Below are 20,046 nucleotides of genomic sequence, written 5' to 3' on the forward strand. Positions count from 1 at the left end.
CTTGTGGCGTGGTATGATGGGAGGAAAAGGGTGATTGATGTGGGAGAACGGTTCGAAACAGCTACGGTACATATTGGGCATTCACCTTTGAAACAGGTAACAAGCAAGTCTACGCCGATCTATCAGACATCTGTTTTTGCCTTCGACGGCTTGGAGGAAGTAGAAAAATATTACGCTGGTGAAGGCGAATATTTGTATACGCGAAACGGCAATCCCAATCAGGTAGAACTGGCTGATGCCATCGCCCGGCTCGAACAGGCAGAGGCTGGAGTCAGTGCGGCTTCCGGCATGGGAGCGATCATGGCTGGCCTGCTTTCGATTCTTTCCCCTGGCGATCACGTACTCGCATCGCATGAAATATACGGGGGCACTTACGCTCTTTTGCATAAGGAATTGTCGCGGTTCGGCATCGAGCTGGAGTGCATTGTACTGGATCAGGGCACCAGGCTGAGCGATCATGTCCGCCCGGCGACGAAGCTGTTTTTCCTGGAGACGATTACGAATCCGTTGCTCACGGTTGTCGACTTGCCGCAGTGGATTCGTCAGGCGAAAGAACTCGGTCTGACTGTCATGGTCGACAACACGTTTGCCACGCCTTATTTGGTGCAGCCAATCGCGTTTGGCGCCGATCTCGTTGTTCACAGCGGAACCAAGTACATCGGTGGACACAGTGACGTTACGTGCGGTGTTCTGGTCGGGAACCGTGCCCTGGTGAAACGCGCAGCCGAAATCGTCGTCAATTACGGTGCGTCCCTCAGTCCGTTCGAAGCTTGGTTGACGGCGCGCGGTCTGAAAACATTGGCAGTGCGAATGGAACGGCAGTGCGACAATGCAAAGGAAGTGGCCCGTTTCTTGCAAAGCCATCCTGCTGTTAGCCGCGTCTACTATCCGAGCGACGAAGCGACTTCCTTTTTCACAAGGCAAAAGCAAGGGGCGATGGTTTCCTTCACGCTCAAGGAAGAGAGCAAGATTTACGACTTTTACCGCGCACTGGATTGGATTCAATTCGCGCCATCTCTGGCTGGGGTAGAGACGAGCGTGTCCCATCCGGTTACGACTTCGCATCGGGCATTCACCGAGGAGCAGAGACTGGCGACCGGAATTACGATGGGACTGGTGCGCATGTCTGTAGGGATCGAAGCGGTCGACGACATTGTCAGCGAGCTTTCCCGTGCTTTAAGGAATTAATTGAAAAAAGCAGGGAACCTTGTAACTTCTTGGCGGGCTGATCGTATAAATTAGGTAGGATGGAGTCAGGATGAACGAGGCTTATGTATCTTGACTCGATGCAACAAAATGGGAGAAACCGAGGAAAACCGCAATGGGAATGGCGATACAGCGTCCCGCGCAATCATCGGACCAAGCATCTGGAGACTATTACGAATCTCGTCCATTTACAGAACTGTACGACGAGTATTTTGATCGCGTGAATCGTTATTTGCGATGCCGTGTCCAGAGTACGTGGGATGCCGACGATTTGACCACCGTGGTCTTTTTGAAAGCGCTGGAAAAATTTGAACAATATAGCAGAACAAGTCCGTTTGCCTCTTGGATTTTTCGCATTGCGCACAATACATACGTGGATTTCATGCGAAAAAACAGAGAGCTTCCCGTCGATCAGGAAGATTTTTTGGGAGCTGAGCCGGATGATACCTGGCAGCCGGAGCGGCAGGCGTTGACCAACGAGGAAATTCGCCTGCTTCGCGACCGGCTCGACTTGTTGTCGCAGGATCAGAAGGACGTTCTCATGCTGCGTTATTTTGCCGATTTGAAAATCAGCCAGGTTGCTGAGGTGCTGGGTAAGACAGAATCAAGCATCAAAATGATCTCCTATCGGGGCTTGCAAAAACTTCAGAAGATGTACGAAAGGGGGGACTCCGAGTGAGAGAAGAGGAGAAATACCCCCAAGGTCATACCGATGATCAGACTGTAGCTCAACTCCTGACCCATTTAAAACGCATGCGCCGTTCTGTTCCCGTCAATTATCAGTTGAAGGCTGATTTGAAAAAGCAGTTGCTGGAACGAATGAAAGAGTTGGAAGCGAAAAAGGTTCAGCCACAACCGGAGCGACCGTGGATGAAGCGAAAGTGGGTCTGGTCCGGTGGTACTGTCCTGGCAGCCGTAGTGCTCATCGGCGCTTATTTGTTATGGTGGGGCGACAGCTCGGTGACGATAAACAAACAAGAGGTGCTCACACTTCCAGCCGAGGCGACTGTAGAGCAGGTGGATATTGATAAATCTGCCACGCAAATCGCTTACATTGTCCAGTCGTCCGAGTTGCGGACCATCCCGATTGACAGCGAAACTAAGCCTGTCACTTTCAAATTGCCGCCAACGAAAGGCAAGTATGTGGCAGTGGCGTGGTCCAATTTGGGCAAGCAGATCGCCGTTGTCGAGCAAGTCGAGCAGACGTCCCGGATTTGGCTCGTCGATTTGCCAACGACATACAATGTGGGCAGCAGCCGTCTGCTCAAGGAAGAGGAAGGGGTAGCTTTCAGCTCTCCGAGTTGGTCGCAGCACGACGACTCCCTTGCGTATACGCGCTCGAAAAACGGCATGGATGAAATTTGGGTCAGCAGCACCATCTCGTTTCAGGAATGGAAGCTCGCCGAAGGATCTCAGCCGGAATGGTCGCCTGATGGCCGTTTCCTGTCACTGCACAAAGATGGAGAGATCGCTGTCATGGAAATGAGGACGGGGCTGATCACGATACTGGGGCAGGGGCAGTGGGCTTCCTGGCGTTCAGAGCACGAGCTTACTTATACCAAAGCGGATGGCCAGTTGATGGAGGCCGAACTGGGAGACGAGTCTTTCGTGAACAGAGAGCTGCATTTGCGCAACCAGTCTGCTGCTGAATTTGTTCGCGGCAATTGGGCAGCGAAAGGCAAGCAACTCTTGCTCATTTCGCGGGAAAGTCAGCCTGTTGAGCTGGTTGTCTCACTAGCGTCACGATAACGAGCGGAGGAACAAGCATGAGAAGGAGCTGGATGTTGGCCTTTGTCGTGGCATGGGTCTGTTTTTTGGGACAGCCAGCGTCGGCAGAGAACAACGTGGATATAGAAATAAACATGCCGATGAGCGGCTTGATCAAGTATGAATCATGGGCGCGGGTCGGCGTGACGATTTCCAGTCAGGAAAAAGATGTTGCGGGCTTCGTGGAACTGTCGAGAAACCCTTTGGCAAAAAATCAGCGTCAAACGAACTTGCGCCAGCCTGTGAAGTTGGAAAAAGGCAAAAGCACTACTCTGTTTTTTGATTTGCCTGTGCAACTGTTGCTCGATGACTGGTACATCCAGGTGACACAAAATGGACAGGTGATCAAATCAGAAAAATTGCGCCTCCCCTACCCAAAGGACGGCCAGACGATCGGCGTCGTGAACGAGGGAGGCAACGCGTTTCATTTTCTGGCGGTAAATGCTTCCCAGACGAAGCAAAATCGGTCGATCTCCGTCCAAACGGTATCTCCCGACATACTGCCTGATCAGTCGTGGATGTTGGAGAGCCTTGATGTGCTGGCGATCGGCGGGAAGCAGGAGACGCCGATTAACGATACACAGCTGAACGCGATTAAGGAATGGATCAAGCTCGGCGGTGTCGTCATCTTGTCCGCAGGTCCCGAGCAGGATGGGCTGGTGCAAAGGTTCGCAGACATTTTGCCGATCCCGCCGGGGAACAAGGGAAGCGTGAACATAGCGGATGCGCTGCGGATATACATGGACGACAAGCCTGCTCCACCCGGGAATATCCCTGTTTACAACAAAGATTTTCCGCTGTTTGTTGCCAAGCCCAGCGGAAAAGGACTGCTGTTGTTCGTCAACTACGATGTGACTTTGGAGCCGCTTGCTTCCTGGCAGCACAACTTGCCGCTCTGGCAAAATGTCATGGTGCAGCAGGGCGCGACGACCATTTTGGAAAACAAGCGCTACCTGGATCAAATGTCGCGGCCTTTTTTGGAGTTGAGCAAGAAAATCCCCGATGTACAGACTCCGACGCCTGTTTGGATGGTCGTCCTGTGGGGCGGATACGTGCTGCTGGTTGCCCCCTTGGCTTACATCGTGCTGAAAAGAATCGGCAGACGGGAGTGGGCGTGGGGAATCATCCCAGGGGTTGCCGTCTTGTTGACTATCGGTATTTTCGCGTTTGGAAAACCGCTGGTGGTGAAAACGAACGCCAGCTATACGGTTTCGGAAATCAACATTTTGGACGAACATTTGGCCAGGGCCCGAACGGCCGCAACCTTTTTGTCCGTCGACAAGGATGGCTACGACGTGATTGTGGAGCCTTCCATCGTGGCTGTGCCTTTGACTCAGGGCCGCAGGGATTACGAGCCGGAAGGGCTGACAGATGGCTCGCGCCTGTTGTCTTACCGCAACCTTCCGTACCTGACTCCTAAACAGGCGACCGGGTTTGGGGTGCTGCGAGAGATCGGAGCTTTTGACGTGAACGTGCATGTGGAGGAGAACCGGATTGTCGGGCAAGTGAAGAACAATACGCTTTACTCCTACGAGCAGGCGTACATCGAAGTCGGCTTGCAGCGGATTCCGATCGGAGCATTGAAAAAAGGCGAAGAAAAACAGATTGACGGAGCGGTGGAAACCTTGTTTATGCCGCGCGATCAACTTCAAGAAGAAGCGGATTCGCCTGAAAAGAGACGAAAAGAGATGCAAGAGAACGTCATCGGGTATGGACAGGGCGGTCAGGTTCGCTTGATCGGGATCACGACAGACCCGATTCCGCTGATGAAAATGCAGGAGCCGCATCAGTCGTACTACTGGAATGTCGTCAACCAGACGGTACAGCTAAAGCCGCAAGAAAACGGGAATGTGGTAATGCCTTACGGGCTTTTGAACGTCGATCTGCTGGAAACGACGGGAGACTACGATTCAATCAATGGCTATTTGTGGCAGCTTGGAAAAGGCAGCATCACTTTTGAACTGCGCACCGACATGACGAATTTGGACCTGAAGCGTTTGCTTGTTCCGCTTGATCACAGTTCCTACCGTCCGTTCCGGGTGGAGTATTTCCAGCAGAAAAGCGGGAAATGGCGCCTGGTTGACCGGGGAACAAAGCTCGTGCTGGATCGGGAGCTTCAGGATGCGTTGACCGTGAATCATACGCTGCTGCTGCGCTTTTCCAATGACGGACCGTCGCGCTTGTCGCTGCCTGTGCCATTCTTCCAGGTTGAAGGGGTGAGAAAATGGTAATTGAAACCGTGCATCTTGGGAAGCGCTACGGAACCCTGCAAGCCTTGTCAGACTTGAATTTGGCCATCGAACCGGGAAAAGTATTCGGATTCATCGGTCCGAATGGCGCGGGCAAATCGACAACGATGATGATTTTGTCTACTTTGCTTGAACAGAGCGAAGGGGAGGCGTATGTGTGCGGCTACAACGTCCGCAAAGATCCGGCCAGCGTCCGCCAGTCGATAGGATACATGCCCGATTTCTTTGGCGTGTACGACAATTTGACGGCAGTCGAGTATTTGGAGTTTTACGCAGGCGCTTTTAAAATCCCTGCCCGAAACAGGCGATCCCTGGTCGCCGATTTGCTGGAGCTGGTCAACCTGTCGCCGAAAGCGGATGCTTTTGTCGATTCTTTGTCGCGCGGAATGCAGCAAAGGCTCGGTCTGGCGAGGTGTCTCGTGCACGATCCGGCTGTCCTGATTCTGGATGAGCCTGCTTCCGGTCTGGACCCGCGCGCACGCATCGAGCTGCGGGAAATCATCAAGCAGCTGCGGGAGATGGGCAAGACGATTTTGATCAGCTCGCACATCCTGCCGGAGCTGGCTGAGCTGTGCGATGATATCGGAGTGATCGAACACGGCAAGCTGATCGCCTGCGGCTCCGTCCACGAAGTGAGCAATCGCGAGACGGGTGGCAGCGTCATGCAGCTGCGGGCGCTGCGCAATCTGGACAAGGCAGCGCTGTTGCTCGAAAGCTCGCCGCTCGTCAACCATCTTGAGGAATACATGGGCGGCTTCCGCTTTTATTTTCAAGGCACCGAGCAAGAAAAAGCAGAGTTGCTGCAAGAGCTGATGGATGAGCAAGTGGCTGTCGTCTACTATGGGGACGCGAAGAAAAATTTGGAAGATGTTTTCTTGGCGATTACGGAAGGAGTCGGTATGGAATGAACGGCTTCCTTTTCAATCCGATTCTCGTCAAAGAGATGAGAGAAAGATTTCGCTCGCGCAAAACGGTGTGCATCCTTGCCATTTATTTGCTGATCATGGGCGGCATTCCGCTCGGTTTTTTGCTGACGGATACGCTGAAGGCCGAGGCGTTGGGCGAGAACCGCAATCTGTTTCTTATTTCCGCAGCGATTCATTATGCGATGGTCTGCTTTGTGGCTCCGGCATTGACCGCAGGCGCCATCAGCGGGGAGCGTGAACGGCAGACGCTGCACATTTTGCTGACGACACAGTTGTCGCCGACTACGATCGTCTGGAGCAAGCTGATCACATCGCTTGCGTTTTCGACACTGCTGATCGTCGCCTCGATGCCGCTATACAGTATCGTCATGCTGTACGGCAGCGTGTCGCCGGAACAACTGGCCCAGCTGATCCTGTTTTTGGCGGTCAATATTTTCTTTTTGGGCTCGCTTGGACTGTTTTGCTCTACCTGGATCAAGCGCACCTCGATCAGCACCATTACAGCGTACGGAATCGCGTTCTTTTTCGTCGTCGGAACCGGGCTGTTGTTCTTTTTCATCGGGGAATGGCTGCAGCAAAGCTATCCGGACATGTACCCGGACCAAGGAGTCTGGAATTTGCCCGAGCTGCAAGTGCTGGCGGGGATGAACCCAGTGATTGTCCTGTTCGGCATTTTGGGAGAGTCGTTGGATCATTCCGAGCAGCTGGCGTTTTCACCGTGGCTGTTTTTCTCCTGCACGTATGTGGTGCTAGGCTTGCTCCTCGTAGTTTGGAGCGCTTATTTGCTGAAACCGATCCGCCGCAGATGGTGGAGTTGGAAGAAAGCGTCTGGTCGTGTAAAATGAGATGGATGTGTTGGAAAAGGAGGTATGTTTTGTGAGCAAACAGGAAGAAGTGCAAATCATCGATTTTGAAGAAATGCTCAGATCGATTGAAAGTCGTCTCGCATCTGCCGGCATGTACGTGCAGCGGGAAGCGATCATCACGATTTTGCAAGCAGAAGAAGCGTTTCTGCTGGAAAAAGGCGTGCTGCAAGAGTATAGCGAGTAAAAACGGACAACCTGCCCTTTTCGGTAGGTTGTTTTTTTGTCAAAAGACGTATGCATGGAAAAGGCAGATGCGGTCAGTGCTTCATGGCGTATACGCGAATGCTTATGGATGGTTAGACGGAAAAAAGAGGAAATGCGACTTCTGTGGTGAATTTGTCCATATCCTTACGACCGAAGAGGTGAATGCTCGTTGCGTGCACAAGGCGTCGAAGCTGGAGCTGCTTCACCTAAAAATGAATGGCTCCATATTATCCAAAACGTACATAACCATATTTTCAAATTCATTCGGAATGAACAGGACGAGTTTATCTTGGAGCTGTCGGAAGGGAAGCTTGCGCATGAGTACGGGATTCACACGGATGCATTGAAAGGCATGCGCATGGAGGATATTTTTCGCAAAACCGATGTAGAGTATATCCTGCCTTACTACCAGGTAGCCGTTGCCGGGCAGACTGTAGAGTATGAACTCGTTCTGGGCGAACGGTATTTTGCCTCGGTATTAACCCCGATCAGCCATGACGGCGTCGTTACGGAAATCATCGGTTCAGCTACGGATATTACTGAATACAAGCTGATGAAACAGCAGATGCAAGAGGCAGAGGAGCTGTACCGCAGTCTGGTCGAGGACACTTTGATCGGCGTTTACATCGCATATGTCGAGGAGCCAGGGTTTGTTTACGTCAATCCGCGGTTGGGGGACATTTTTGGATACAGCCAGGAAGAGCTTGTGAGAATGACCGCCTCTGATCTGGTCATCGAGGAAGAGCGCGGGATCATTCACGGACATCAGGAGCGAAGATTGAACGGCGATCGTTCCAATATCCACTATCAGTTTCGCGGGCTATGTAAAAACGGCAGCAGGATCGATGTCGAAGTTTTGCAAAAAACGAGCATGTACAGAGGCAAACCGGCGGTCATCGGCATTTTGCAGGATATAACCCAGCGCAAGCAAGCGGAGGAGCTTGTGCGCAAATCGGAATTGTTGTCGGTGATCGGCCAGATGGCGGCAGGCGTTGCTCACGAAATTCGCAATCCTCTGACGTCTTTGAAAGGGTTTGTCCAACTGCTGCGAGCGTACCCGGAGGGCAAGGACGAATATTTTGGCATCATGCTGTCCGAACTGGATCGGATCGAGTTTATTATCAGCGAGTTTCTCGTGCTGGCCAAGCCGCAGGTTATCCTCCAGCGCAAGCGGGAAATGCGCCCGCTTCTGGAGCAGATCGTCATGATCGCGGACACACATGCGATTATGCACAATGTCCAAATCATCACAAGCTACGCCGAAAACCTGCCGTCGATTGTCTGCGAGGAAAACCAGCTGAAGCAAGTTTTTCTCAATCTGCTGAAAAATGCGGTGGAAGCGATGCCGAACGGCGGGGAAGTGAAGGTGACGGCGGCTGTGGAAGGGGAGACGATGGTCATCGCCTTTTCCGATCAGGGCTGCGGGATTTCCCAGGAACAACTGGCGAAGCTCGGCGAGCCATTTTTCACGACGAAGCCGAACGGGACGGGCCTCGGCTCGATGGTCAGCTACAAAATTATCGCCAATCACGGCGGGACGATTAGCGTGCGTAGCGGTGAAGGGACAGGCACGACCTTTGAAATCAGATTGCCGATCGGATAGCGCCATTTGCCCGTTTGCTTCTGCCGGAAAAAAACGGTATGATGGTGTAGAGAACCAATATCAGCATAAGGACGTGAACGCATTGACAGAAGATAACAAAGACCTCGAATTGGGCGATATCATTACGCTGGACGATGAAAACGGTGAACCGTTGGGTGATTTTGAAGTAATCGCGATGTTTGACCTGAACGGTAAAGAATATATTGCCTTGACGGAAGCAATCGAAGATGAAGAGGCAGAAGAAGACCTCGATGAAGAAGTAGACATCTTCGTATTCCAAGTTGACGGCGGCGAAATGGTTCCGCTGGAAGAAGACGAGGAAGGCGTTGTTTACGCGAAGCTGAACGAGGTTCTGGAAGGCATTGAACTGATCGACAAAGGCGAATAATCGGGTTGCCCCCAGGAAGCAAGCGGCACTCGTACGCATGAAGAAGCCACTGCTGGTGTCAATGACCAAGCAGTGGCTTTTTGACGTCTCAGTTTTTCATTTGAATAATATTGTCTTTGAGATCGCGCACGACCAACAGGCAGGTGTAATCCGTTTCTTGCAGTTCTCTGACCAGCGCGGAGCATTCGTCTTTGGTCAGCCCGAGCTTTTCCAGACGGGTGCGCAGTTCCTCGCCGCCATTGTCAAAAAAGTGGGCTTTGCTGTCGATGTCTCCTACGGCACTCTCGAAGTGGGTGCTGTATTTATAAAAATTGTTGCGCTGGTTCGAGTGGTTTTTATCGGGATTCCATTTCAGCACCCAGATGTCATCCTTATGATAGCCGGACGAATTCAGCGCCTGGATATCTGAAACCAGCTCCTGATCGTAGCGATGAAACTTCACAAATGGCTTGGTAGCACTGATCAAAGTTGTTCCCCCCTATGTCGGCTCAGGAATCGATGCCTTACTAGGATGCCCGCCGGAGCGTTCATGATGAATGGAAAATAGTTCGCCGCAGGCCACACTTGATGCGAAAAAAAGCACAGCGGGAATAATTTCCGGCAGAAGAGAAGGGTTTTTCCAAAACAACCAAGAAAATAAGTAAGAGCAAGCAAGGTTGCTTCGCTTTGACCTTGCTTTGTTGCAAATGCTACACTAATGAAGAAGCGTCATATGCTGGAGTGAATGCGGTGCGTGATCGGCCATCTCGCTAGGGCGGGGTGGTTTTTTTGCCCCATTTTGTGACTGGCGTTGAATACTATGGGAAGCATACGGTACAATAGCGATTAAGTGTTCGCTTTTTTCTGTGAAAAATTCCCTAGGTGGATCGCAAGGGGTTTTTGCGAAAAACAGGCGATGACCTGCGCGGTTACCAAAACGCCAGCAAGTTTTGGACGCTTTTCGAATTAGTAGAGGGGAGAGCGCGATTGAAGGAAACAGACACACTACATACACTGACCTATACCGAGGAAGATATCCAGGTACTGGAGGGCCTGATCGCCGTCCGTAAACGTCCTGGGATGTACATAGGCTCTACCGGAAGCAGAGGTTTGCACCATCTCCTGTGGGAAATCGTCGACAATGCCAAGGACGAGGCGTTGGCTGGCGTCAATGATACGATCATCGTTACTTTGTACAAGGACGGCAGCGTCAGCGTAGAAGACCACGGCCGGGGGATTCCGACCGGGATGCATAAAACGGGACGGCCTGTTCCCGAAGTCATTTTTACGACACTCCACGCCGGAGGGAAATTCGGCGGCGGCGGATATAAAAAAAGCGGCGGCTTGCACGGGGTAGGCTCCAGCGTCGTGGTCGCCTTGTCCAAATGGCTTGAGGTGGAAATCCACCGGGAAGGCAAAGTGCACAAGCAACGCTTCGCTTACGTGGTCGATGAAAAAGGCGTCGAGCATGTCGGCAAGCCGGTTACCGATCTGGAAGTGACAGGTACGACGAGAAGAACGGGAACGACTGTGCGCTTTTTGCCGGACGAAGCCGTATTTGGCAGCGCGCGTTTTGATTACGAGACGATTCGCGACCGTTTCCGGGAGACCGCCTTTCTGTTGAAAAAGCTGCGCATGGTCTTGATCGACGAGCGCGGACCGGAGAAAAAACGCGAAGAGTTTTACTTCGAGGATGGCTTGAAATCGTACGTCTCTTATTTGAATGAGGGCAAAAACACGCTGCACCCCATCGTTTATTTCGAGGGAGAAAAAGACAACGTCTACGTCGAGCTGGCGTTTCAATACAACGACGGTTATGCAGAGACGCTCGTATCGTACGTCAACTCGATTGTCACGACAGACGGCGGTACGCACGTCACGGGCTTCCGCAACGGAACGACCCGGATTTTCAACGAGTTTGCGCGGAAAAAAGGGTACTTGAAGGACAAAGATCCCAATCTGACGGGAAACGATTTGCGGGAAGGTTTCCTCGGAGTGCTGTCATTGCAAATGGCTGATGTCCAGTTCGAGTCCCAAACCAAGGACAAGCTGGGGAACGAAGAAGCGCGGGCAATCGTCGAACAAATTGTCTCAGAAAAGCTGGGCTTCTTCCTCGAGGAAAATCCGGAAATAGGCAAGCTTTTGATCGACAAGGCAGTGCGGTCTGCCGAAATTCGCGAGGAGCTGCGCAAACAGCGCGAAGCTTTGCGCGGGGACAAGAAAGGCAAGACGGCGAAAAAACGCAAATCGATCTCGGAAAAATTCACTCCTCCGCAATACCGCGATTCCAAACGCAACGAGCTGTTCCTCGTCGAGGGTGACTCCGCAGGCGGCTCGGCCAAGCAAGCGCGCAATTCCGAGTTTCAGGCGCTGTTCTCCTTGCGGGGAAAACCGTTGAACACGGAAAAGGCCAAGCTGTCCGAAGTGTTGGCAAACGAGGAATTTCGGACGATTTTGGAGGTACTGGAGACGGATATCGGGGAAGAGTTTGACATCGAAAACTGCGCTTTTGACAAAGTCATCATCATGTCAGACGCGGACGTCGACGGCTCCCACATCCAGACGCTGCTCCTCACCTTCTTTTTCCGCTACATGCGTCCGATGATCGCAGCAGGCCACTTGTACATCGCCCAGCCGCCGCTTTACCAGGTGAAAAAACAGGTGAAAGGCAAGCAGACGGAAGCGATCTACTGTTGGAGCGATCAGGAGCTGGAGCAGGCGCTCAAGCGGGTAGGACGAGGTGCAGAAGTACAACGATACAAAGGCTTGGGTGAGATGAACGCCGATCAGCTGTGGGAAACGACAATGGACCCGGAAACGCGCAAACTCATCAAAGTCGAGCTTGAAGACCTCGCTCACTGTGAAAAACTCGTGACGGTGCTGATGGGAGACAAAGTTCCGCCTCGTCGCGAGTGGATCGAGAACCACGTTACCTTTGAAGTGGGAGAGGATGAATAAACATGTTGTCCAATCAGATCATTAACCAGAGCTTCGCGGAGATCATGGGGAAGCGGTTCGGAGACTATGCCAACCTGGTCATTCTCTCCCGCGCGATCCCGGACGCCCGCGACGGTCTGAAGCCTGTACAGCGCCGGATTTTGTACGCGATGTACCAAGAGGGCAATACGAATGACAAGCCGTACCGGAAATCGGCGAAAACAGTCGGGTACGTGATGGGTACATATCACCCGCACGGCGACTCGGCGATTTACGAGACGATGGTGCGCATGGCCCAATGGTGGAAAATGCGTCAGGTGCTCATTCAGGGACACGGGAACTTCGGCAGTCTGGACGCCGACCCGCCAGCAGCGATGCGTTACACGGAGTCCCGCTTGTCCGCACTCGCCAACGAGCTTTTGCGCGATATTGAAAAAGATACTGTCACCTTCATCCCGAACTACGACAACTCGGCACAGCAGCCGGCTGTATTGCCTTCGCGTTTTCCCAACCTTTTGGTGAACGGCGCTTCCGGGATTGCTGTCGGCTTTGCCACGGACATTCCGACCCACAATCTGGGAGAAGTGATCGACGCGGCGATTGCCCAGATGAAAAATCCGGACATCTCGCTCGACGAGCTGATGAAGCACGTCAAAGGGCCGGATTTTCCGACGGGAGGCATCGTGCAAGGTCTGTCGGGAATCCGCAAGGCGTTTGAAACAGGCCGCGGCCAATTCATCATCCGTGCCAAGACGCATGTGGAGGAGCCAAAAGGCGGCAAGGTGAAGAAAATCGTCGTCTCGGAAATTCCTTACGAGGTGGTCAAGTCCAAGCTGGTCGGGCAAATTGACGAGCTGGTCATGGACCGCAAAATCGAGGGCGCGCTGGCTGTCCGCGATGAGACGGGGCGCAAAGAAGCGGAGATGAACAAAGTCCGCATCGTCGTCGACATTCGCAAGGAAGCAGACGAGCAGGCGATTTTGAATTACTTGTACAAAAATACCGACCTGCAAATTTACTACAACTACAACATGAACGTGATTCACGAGGGAACCATCCACCAGATGGGACTCAAAGGACTGCTCAAGGCGTACGTCGATCACCAGAAGGAAGTCGTGACAAAGCGCTGCGAGTACGATTTGGAGCGCAAGTCGAAGCGCGAGCATATCGTGCAAGGGCTGATTCGCGCCAAGTCGATTTTGCGCGAGATCGTCGACACGATCATGGATTCCGAAGACCGTGCCGACGCCAAGAAAAACATCATGGAGAAGTACGGCTTCTCGGATGAGCAGGCAGACGCGATCCTGAGCATCCAGCTCGCTTCCTTGACCCGCCTCGATATCGTCAAGCTGGAAAAAGAGCTGGCAACCCTGGCGAAAGAAATCGAGGAGCTGAAAGCGATTCTTGCCAGCGAGAAAAGGCTGATTCAGGTCATTACAGGCGAGTTGAACGAGATCAAGAAAAAGTACGCGGAAGAGCGCCTGACGGAAATCCAGGGCGAAATCGAGGAAATCAAAATCGATATCGCCATGCAGATCAATGCAGAAGATTGCATCGTCACCCTCACGAACGAAGGGTACATCAAGCGGACAAGCCCGCGTTCCTTCAAGTCGGTCGGGGGAACCCTGGAGACGTGCGGAGTGAAGGACGGGGATAAGGTTCGCTACTTCGTGGAGACGAACACGTCCCATACGGCCCTGTTTTTCACGCAGGACGGCAAGTATTTCGCCACACTCGTCAATGCTTTCCCGGACGACAAGTGGAAAGATATCGGTTCTGCGCTGGTCAACGTCATCCCGCTGGAAAAAAATCAGCGGATCGTCGGATTCACCATCGTCGAGAACTTCAAGCAGCCGTTGTTTGTGTACCATGTCAGCAAAAACGGCTTGATCAAAAAGACCGCGCTGTCCGAATATGAAACCAATCGTTCGAGCGCACTCGTGGCTGCCAAGCTGAAATCAGAAGATGACGAATTTGTCCATGTATTCGTAACGGCGGAAGCTGGCGGGATTTTGGGGGCAACCCGCGACGGGATGGGGATTCGCTTCTTGCAGGCAGAAGTCGGGGCGACAGGTCGCGCTTCCAGCGGCGTAAAAGCGATTACACTCGCAGCGGGAGATGAAGTCGTGACGATGCTGCCGACTGAGCTGGAAGACAGCCGAGCGTTTACGCTGTTGACAGAGGAAGGCGTAGTGAAGCGCACAGCGATTGCCGCCATGCCGCTGCAAGGACGTGCTGGCAAAGGCGTGCAGTTGATTCGCAAGCGCAAAAACCATCCGCACCAGCTGACGGCGATTTACCTGGAGGAAACCGTGTACGCCTGGACGGCGCAAAACGAGTGGGTGCCAGTGGACGCGAGCCAGGTGATCGTGAACGAGCAGGGCGGAATTGGCCGCGTCGTCGTGGAAGGCGGCGTCAAAGCGGTTGTCTTTGAAACCGTTTTGCCAACTGATGAACCAAAAGAGGAGCCGACCGCAAAAGGCTCTGGAGAGGGAGAATCCGCAAGCTCGCAGCAAAAGGCGACAGGTGCTCCTGTCAGTTTGTTCGATCTTGGCGAAGAGAAGGAATGATGGAAAATGGCAACTCCGTTTGAATCGTTTGTATCACCGTTGAGCTGGCAGCAAGTCTCTCTTCTGCTCGACACGGTTCAGTATTTTGAAGAAGCGCCCAAGCTGCTTTCCCTTCCGCAAGAGGAAGGGCCGAGCGTGCCAGTGCCCGTTACGGCAGATACACTGCGGCAGATGCTGGCGAGTTTGGATGAGGACGATGCTTTTTCGCGCAAGCCGTTTGCTCTCCGCTGGGAAGCGGGCGAGGATGCGGACGCTGGAGCTCTTATCGTTGAATTGCCTACTGGCGAAACCGTGAAGCAGCCTGCGGTTTTGTCCGCGTTTTCTCCGGTTTAACCGAATCAGGATGGCTTTAAAGGACGCTTTGGCACATGCTCATGCACCCGTGCAGGGGAAGGGCAGTGCCAAAGCGTTTTTTACAGTTGCAAGGATTGCCAAAAACTTGGCATGTATGGTACAGTTTGAGCACGTTTCTTTTTGTTTCAAAATGTTAGTTACTTACTGATTGGAGGAGCAAGCAGATGGAACAAACGATGAACCAAAAAGCTTTTGCGGATGTCATTCGCGAACGCAGATCAGTACGTCATTACGACGCATCCGTCAAAATTTCCCGCGACGAGTTGAAAGAGATGCTGGCCGAAGCGACATTGGCGCCATCCAGCTCGAATCTTCAACCTTGGCGTTTTCTGATCATCGACGAGCAGGAGCTGAAAGAAAAGCTGCTCCCGATTGCCTTCAATCAAAAGCAGGTTGTCGAAGCTGCCGCAGTGATCGCCGTACTTGGCGACTACGAGGGCTACAAGCAGGCGGAGCAAATTTACCAGAAAGCAATCGACGCCGGCTACATGACAGAAGAAGCGAAAGCAACCATGATCGCCAACATCAACCGCCGTTACGAAAACCGCGAGCGCAGCGTGCTGAAAGAAATTGCGCTTGTAGATGGCGGACTGGTCGCGATGCAATTCATGCTCGTTGCCAAAGCTCGCGGGTATGACACCGTTCCGATGGGTGGATACAACGACGAATTGTTCAAAGAGGCGTTCCAAATCTCGGATCGCTACGAAACGGTCATGCTGATCGCCGTAGGAAAAGCGGCACAGCCTGGACATCCGACTACCCGGCTAGACGTAGATGCCATTACGTTCTGGAATGAGATGCCAAGTAAATAAGCAAGTGTGTGGTACGACAGTCACTGGTCTATGAACCGTGACTGTTTGTTTTTTGATCAGGCAATCTTCCTGTCGGGGTAGAAATCGGGCAGGAGGGGGCGTACAATGAAACAGGACGAGCAACAACCTTACAGACAGAAGAAAGAAGGGTTAGCATGAAACGGATTTTGGCAATCAGCGATATACATGGGGAACTGGACAAGCTGGAGTCGCTGATGGAGCTTGTGAATTACGATGCGCAAAACGATCAGCTGATTTTGCTCGGGGATTACGTGGATCGCGGCCCCAAATCGCGAGAAGTGGTCGCAAAAGTGAAACAGCTTCACGAACAAGGAGCAGTTGTCCTGATGGGCAACCATGACCATATGATGGTGAAATCGTTTGAGCAAGACCCTGTTTTTATCGAACGTTGGTTCCGCAATGGCGCTCAAGCTACGCTGGCGAGCTACGGTCACGCAGGCGCTGCTACTGAGTCTGGCGCACCAGAAGCGTTGGAAGTGACGCCAGAAGTGCAGGAGCACCTCGATTTTCTCGGAGGACTGCGCTGCTTTTTTGAGACAGACGATTATATTTTCGTCCACGGAGGCGTGCATCCCGAGACTCCGGTGGCGGAAACAGACCCGTACAAGCTGATGTGGATTCGCGATGAGTTCCACAAAGGCTATCGCGGGGAAAAGACGGTTGTATTCGGGCATACCCCGACGGAAAATTTGCACGGAAAACACGATGTTTACTTCGGGGACAACAACATCATCGGGATTGATGGCGGCGCTGTTTTTGGCGGGCGCTTGCATTGCCTGGAGCTGCCGAGTCGCAAGGTGTACTCGGTCGAGTAGTCAAGAAAAAGAGACGGCATACCTGTCAGGGACAAGACCAGGGGCCGTCTTTTCTTTGTTTGCGATCGTCTGTATAATGAGAATATTAAGATAACTACGAAGGGAGAATACACATTTGACCTTAAAAGTCGGCATTATCGGTTGCGGTTCCATTGCCAATCACCGCCATGCTCCCGAATATCGGCAAAATCCTTACACGGACATTTTGCTTGTCTACGATCCGAATCCAGACCGGGCGAGGAAGCTGGCAGACAAATACGGCGGGCAAGTAGCAGAAAGCTGGGAAGAAGTCGTACGACATCCTGAAATCGACGCGATCAGTGATTGTTCAACCAACGAAATGCACCATCTGATTACGACGCAGGCGCTTTTGGCGGGCAAGCATGTGCTGTGTGAAAAGCCGATTGCGACGACAATCGCAGGAGCCAAGCAAATACTCGCAGCAGCGAACAAGTCGGGCAAAGTGTTGATGATTGACCACAACCAGCGTCTGGTCAGTGCGCATGCCAAAGCGCGGCAGCTGATTGAAGCCGGGGAGTTGGGAAACATTTTGTCGTTCAAAACAAGCTTTGGTCATCAAGGCCCTGAACATTGGAGCGCCAACGGGACAAACGGAACGTGGTTTTTCAAAAAAGCCCGCTCCGCGTTTGGCGTTGCAGGTGATTTGGGCATCCATAAAGTCGATCTGCTCCGGTATTTGCTCCAGGACGAGATTGCGGAGATTAGCGCTTTTTCCGGCGTTTTGGACAAAAAGGATGAACACGGACAGCCGATCGAGGTTTGCGATCATATGTCGTGCCTGCTCAGAACCAAATCGGGTGCGATCGGGACGGCATCTTTTAGCTGGAGCTATTATGGCGATGAAGACAACAGCACGATCTTGTACGGCGAGCGGGGCATCATGAAAATTTTTGCCGAGCCAGAAAAAGACTTGGAGATCATCAAGGCGGATGGACAGCGAGTGCTCTATCAGCTCGGGGCGATGCAAACAAACGACAACCAGACGGCGAGCGGCGTGATCGATGCTTTTGTCGAAGCCATCCGCACGGGACAAGCGCCGATCGCCACAGGCGAGGACGGATTGGCTGCGCTGCGCATTGTCGAGGCGGCGATGGAGTCGGCTGCCACGGGGAGAAGTGTCCGCTTGGAGACGTGACAGGGAATGAGAGCACACATGACTGGTCACACTAGAAGGGGAGGTGTGATCACATGGAAGGAAACATTCAGGTCAATGGCAAGCATTATCAGTGCGAATGCACGTATGATGGGGATTCCCAGTACAACGTTCAAGTGCGCAATGGCAAAAATGTAGTCGCAAACTATAAAATCTCGGCAGGTTCGGAAGGCGAAGTGCTGGAGTCTGCCCAGGCGCATTTTGCCGCAGACGTGGAGCTGGGCAATGTAAAAGGGTAAAACCGGGCAAAACGCAGCCGCCTATTCAGCGGACTGCGGTTTTTTCTTGTCAGCCGCCGCAGAACGTGATACAGTAATATTGTTTCCTGGGAAACTAAATACATGACAAAGGAGCTGACCGCTGAATTGGATCAGAAAACGAAAATTTGGAATCAGTGGCTGACTCTGCTACATAAACAGGAGGATCGCAGCAAACGGCGCGAGTCCTTACTGCTTGCGAAAATCCGCAGCAGCATCCCTGATTACCAGCATTTGGACAGCCTATCGATAACCGAACTGCACGTCATTTCCGAGATCGGCAGCAACGCACGGGTGAACGTGACGACGATTGCCCAAAAAATCGGGGTGACCAAAAGCGCCATATCCAAAATCACGGTGAAGCTGTTGAAAAAAGGCTTGCTGGAGCGCTATCAGTTGGAAGACAACCAAAAAGAAGTTTTTTTTCGGCTGACAAAAGTAGGCGAGTTGGTCAACTCGATACACGACAGCTTTCACGCGAAGCTGGAGAACGACATGATTCGCTTTTTGGATCGGTACAGCAAGGAAGAGTTGGCTTTTGTCTCCCGGTTTATTGGCGAGGCGACGGAGCAACTGCAAAAGAACTGGACAGAGGACTAGCGAGGGAGAGAGCATCTCCCTTATTATTTCGGAAGATTGTTTCCTTGGACACAAAAATGATGAGGTGAAGCTGAAAGATGAACGCTAAAAAAGTATTAATGCTGCTCGGGATCACCATTTTGTTCGGTACGTTCGCGCAAAATTTGTTCATGCCGATCCTGCCAGCGATGCAACAAGAGTTTCAGACGAGCGCGTTTCTCGTCAACCTGACGATTTCGCTGTTTACGGTCATGCTGGCTGTTATGCAAATTGTCTATGGCCCGCTCGTGGATCAGTATGGCCGGAAAAAAATCTTGATTCCGGCGCTCGTGTTGTACGCGCTCGCTTCCATCGGTTGCTATCTGGCAGATTCGATTGATATGTTGCTCGTCTTTCGGGCGCTGCAAGGGATCGGTTTCGCAGCGATTCCGATTGTCGCGGCGACGATGATTGGCGACCTGTTTGAGGGCAGCGACAGAGCGAGTGCCATGGGAACGTATCAAATGATGCTGGCAATCGGTCCAGCAATCGGGCCACTGCTCGGCGGTTGGATTGGCGGAGCAGGCGGACATACGGCGGTGTTTGCATTTTTGGCGGCTACGGCCGTGCTGCTGCTCGCTGGAAACGGACTTTTGCTGCCGGAAACGAAAAGCAGTCTGTCTAGCTCCAGACGGTTTCAACTGAGCGGCTATCTCGCTGTATGCCGGCAACCGACTGGTTTGTCCGTGATCTTGCTCGGCTTTTCACAGATGTTTACGTACTACTGCTTCTTGCTGTTTATCCCTGTGCAGTTGACAAGCTACTATCACTTGTCTGCCGACAAAATCGGCTTGCTTTATTTGCTCGCCTCTGTCGTCTTCATGATCAGCAGCAAACAGGCGATTCGCTTGCAGAAGAGGTGGGGATCGCGAAAAGCGCTCCTCTGGACGGCGGGAATGCACGCTATGGCTACCTTTTTCCTCATGGTGACAGCGAACGTGTCCCTGCCGTTGCTCGTGGCAAGCAGCGCGTTGTTTGCCTTTGCGCTCGGGATCGGGATGCCTGTGCATACGACTCTGCTTTCGGAAGTGTATGAACAGGAACGGGCAACGGCAATCGGCGTCTACAATTTGATCCGCTACTTGGGAATGGCCGTTGGGCCGATTGCCGGAGCAGCCTTGTACGGCGCAGGCGGTGCTTTCCTCGAATTTGGCGGTGCAGGCATTTTGCTCGTGCTGGTGACTTTGCTTGCGAAAAAGCAGATCGGCGCAGCAGCGGCAAACCGAAGCGTGTAAAAGCGAGTTTTGGCGATATCCTTTTCTTCCTCCAGTAAATGTGCTACAACAAAGATTGACACAGA

General features: G+C 52.5%; 19 protein-coding genes. 18 read left to right on the forward strand and 1 reads right to left on the reverse strand.

Features of this window, described 5'->3' with window-relative positions; translation table 11 throughout:
* Positions 1-30 precede the first annotated feature (30 nt).
* The 9 genes from M2298_RS10365 to M2298_RS10405 all read left to right on the forward strand — a co-directional run bounded on the left by M2298_RS10365 (position 31) and on the right by M2298_RS10405 (position 9,209).
* Positions 31-1,188, forward strand: coding sequence for a trans-sulfuration enzyme family protein (locus tag M2298_RS10365; protein WP_122965387.1), 1,158 nt, complete (start codon positions 31-33; stop codon positions 1,186-1,188).
* Positions 1,189-1,321: 133 nt separating this feature from the next.
* Positions 1,322-1,885, forward strand: a complete 564-nt coding sequence (locus M2298_RS10370; protein WP_063228514.1) for an RNA polymerase sigma factor — start codon at positions 1,322-1,324, stop codon at positions 1,883-1,885.
* Positions 1,882-2,955: a TolB family protein gene (locus M2298_RS10375; RefSeq protein ID WP_173596560.1), complete on the forward strand. Its 1,074-nt coding sequence runs from the start codon at positions 1,882-1,884 to the stop codon at positions 2,953-2,955. The genes M2298_RS10370 and M2298_RS10375 overlap by 4 nt, the downstream gene beginning before the upstream one ends.
* Positions 2,956-2,972: 17 nt before the next feature.
* Positions 2,973-5,204 (forward strand): hypothetical protein, encoded by a 2,232-nt coding sequence (locus tag M2298_RS10380; protein ID WP_280648483.1) that lies wholly within the window; start codon positions 2,973-2,975, stop codon positions 5,202-5,204.
* Positions 5,198-6,130, forward strand: coding sequence for an ABC transporter ATP-binding protein (locus tag M2298_RS10385; RefSeq protein WP_122965390.1), 933 nt, complete (start codon positions 5,198-5,200; stop codon positions 6,128-6,130). Before M2298_RS10380 ends, M2298_RS10385 begins: the two co-directional genes overlap by 7 nt.
* Entirely contained in the window at positions 6,127-6,993 is an 867-nt protein-coding gene (locus M2298_RS10390; protein WP_122965391.1) for an ABC transporter permease, read from the forward strand. The genes M2298_RS10385 and M2298_RS10390 overlap by 4 nt, the downstream gene beginning before the upstream one ends.
* Position 6,994: 1 nt before the next feature.
* Positions 6,995-7,198: a hypothetical protein gene (locus M2298_RS10395; RefSeq protein WP_122965392.1), complete on the forward strand. Its 204-nt coding sequence runs from the start codon at positions 6,995-6,997 to the stop codon at positions 7,196-7,198.
* A gap of 189 nt (positions 7,199-7,387) precedes the next feature.
* Positions 7,388-8,821 (forward strand): ATP-binding protein, encoded by a 1,434-nt coding sequence (locus M2298_RS10400; RefSeq protein WP_280648484.1) that lies wholly within the window; start codon positions 7,388-7,390, stop codon positions 8,819-8,821.
* An 82-nt stretch (positions 8,822-8,903) separates the two neighbouring features.
* Complete coding sequence (locus M2298_RS10405) at positions 8,904-9,209, forward strand: DUF1292 domain-containing protein (RefSeq protein WP_063228520.1); 306 nt, start codon at positions 8,904-8,906, stop codon at positions 9,207-9,209.
* A gap of 88 nt (positions 9,210-9,297) precedes the next feature.
* On the opposite strand, the gene M2298_RS10410 is transcribed toward M2298_RS10405, so the two are convergent.
* Positions 9,298-9,675 (reverse strand): YflT domain-containing protein, encoded by a 378-nt coding sequence (locus M2298_RS10410; RefSeq protein WP_122965394.1) that lies wholly within the window; start codon positions 9,673-9,675, stop codon positions 9,298-9,300.
* A 500-nt stretch (positions 9,676-10,175) separates the two neighbouring features.
* Between M2298_RS10410 and M2298_RS10415 the strand changes: the two genes are divergently transcribed.
* The 9 genes from M2298_RS10415 to M2298_RS10455 all read left to right on the forward strand — a co-directional run bounded on the left by M2298_RS10415 (position 10,176) and on the right by M2298_RS10455 (position 19,981).
* Positions 10,176-12,146: a DNA gyrase/topoisomerase IV subunit B gene (locus M2298_RS10415; RefSeq protein ID WP_122965493.1), complete on the forward strand. Its 1,971-nt coding sequence runs from the start codon at positions 10,176-10,178 to the stop codon at positions 12,144-12,146.
* 2 nt (positions 12,147-12,148) lie between these two features.
* The gene (gene parC / locus M2298_RS10420; RefSeq protein ID WP_122965395.1) at positions 12,149-14,695 is read left to right on the forward strand and encodes a DNA topoisomerase IV subunit A; all 2,547 of its coding nucleotides are present in this window, start codon (positions 12,149-12,151) and stop codon (positions 14,693-14,695) included.
* 6 nt (positions 14,696-14,701) lie between these two features.
* On the forward strand, positions 14,702-15,028 hold the full coding sequence (locus M2298_RS10425; protein WP_122965396.1) for a hypothetical protein: 327 nt from the start codon (positions 14,702-14,704) through the stop codon (positions 15,026-15,028).
* A gap of 185 nt (positions 15,029-15,213) precedes the next feature.
* Positions 15,214-15,861, forward strand: a complete 648-nt coding sequence (locus M2298_RS10430; protein ID WP_173596563.1) for a nitroreductase family protein — start codon at positions 15,214-15,216, stop codon at positions 15,859-15,861.
* Positions 15,862-16,016: 155 nt separating this feature from the next.
* A complete protein-coding gene (locus M2298_RS10435) occupies positions 16,017-16,697 on the forward strand; it encodes a metallophosphoesterase family protein (RefSeq protein WP_122965398.1) in 681 nt (226 codons plus the stop codon).
* Positions 16,698-16,812: 115 nt separating this feature from the next.
* Positions 16,813-17,853 carry a Gfo/Idh/MocA family protein gene (locus M2298_RS10440; protein ID WP_217021249.1) on the forward strand — a complete coding sequence of 347 codons (1,041 nt, stop codon included), beginning with the start codon at positions 16,813-16,815 and terminating at the stop codon, positions 17,851-17,853.
* A gap of 53 nt (positions 17,854-17,906) precedes the next feature.
* Entirely contained in the window at positions 17,907-18,110 is a 204-nt protein-coding gene (locus M2298_RS10445) for a hypothetical protein (protein WP_063228527.1), read from the forward strand.
* A gap of 102 nt (positions 18,111-18,212) precedes the next feature.
* On the forward strand, positions 18,213-18,728 hold the full coding sequence (locus tag M2298_RS10450) for a MarR family transcriptional regulator (protein WP_233454132.1): 516 nt from the start codon (positions 18,213-18,215) through the stop codon (positions 18,726-18,728).
* Positions 18,729-18,805: 77 nt separating this feature from the next.
* Complete coding sequence (locus tag M2298_RS10455; RefSeq protein WP_280648485.1) at positions 18,806-19,981, forward strand: MFS transporter; 1,176 nt, start codon at positions 18,806-18,808, stop codon at positions 19,979-19,981.
* The last annotated feature ends 65 nt before the right edge of the window (positions 19,982-20,046 follow it).

The organism is Brevibacillus sp. 1238 (assembly GCF_029892995.1).
In the GTDB taxonomy this organism is placed as follows: domain Bacteria; phylum Bacillota; class Bacilli; order Brevibacillales; family Brevibacillaceae; genus Brevibacillus; species Brevibacillus parabrevis.

Coding starts and splice junctions, on each gene's coding strand:
- M2298_RS10370 (WP_063228514.1), top strand. CDS start 1,322: ATGGGAATGGCGATACAGCGTCCCGCGCAATCATCGGACCAAGCATCT.
- M2298_RS10380 (WP_280648483.1), top strand. CDS start 2,973: ATGAGAAGGAGCTGGATGTTGGCCTTTGTCGTGGCATGGGTCTGTTTT.
- M2298_RS10385 (WP_122965390.1), top strand. CDS start 5,198: ATGGTAATTGAAACCGTGCATCTTGGGAAGCGCTACGGAACCCTGCAA.
- M2298_RS10390 (WP_122965391.1), top strand. CDS start 6,127: ATGAACGGCTTCCTTTTCAATCCGATTCTCGTCAAAGAGATGAGAGAA.
- M2298_RS10395 (WP_122965392.1), top strand. CDS start 6,995: ATGGATGTGTTGGAAAAGGAGGTATGTTTTGTGAGCAAACAGGAAGAA.
- parC (WP_122965395.1), top strand. CDS start 12,149: ATGTTGTCCAATCAGATCATTAACCAGAGCTTCGCGGAGATCATGGGG.
- M2298_RS10425 (WP_122965396.1), top strand. CDS start 14,702: ATGGCAACTCCGTTTGAATCGTTTGTATCACCGTTGAGCTGGCAGCAA.
- M2298_RS10430 (WP_173596563.1), top strand. CDS start 15,214: ATGGAACAAACGATGAACCAAAAAGCTTTTGCGGATGTCATTCGCGAA.
- M2298_RS10435 (WP_122965398.1), top strand. CDS start 16,017: ATGAAACGGATTTTGGCAATCAGCGATATACATGGGGAACTGGACAAG.
- M2298_RS10445 (WP_063228527.1), top strand. CDS start 17,907: ATGGAAGGAAACATTCAGGTCAATGGCAAGCATTATCAGTGCGAATGC.
- M2298_RS10450 (WP_233454132.1), top strand. CDS start 18,213: ATGACAAAGGAGCTGACCGCTGAATTGGATCAGAAAACGAAAATTTGG.
- M2298_RS10455 (WP_280648485.1), top strand. CDS start 18,806: ATGAACGCTAAAAAAGTATTAATGCTGCTCGGGATCACCATTTTGTTC.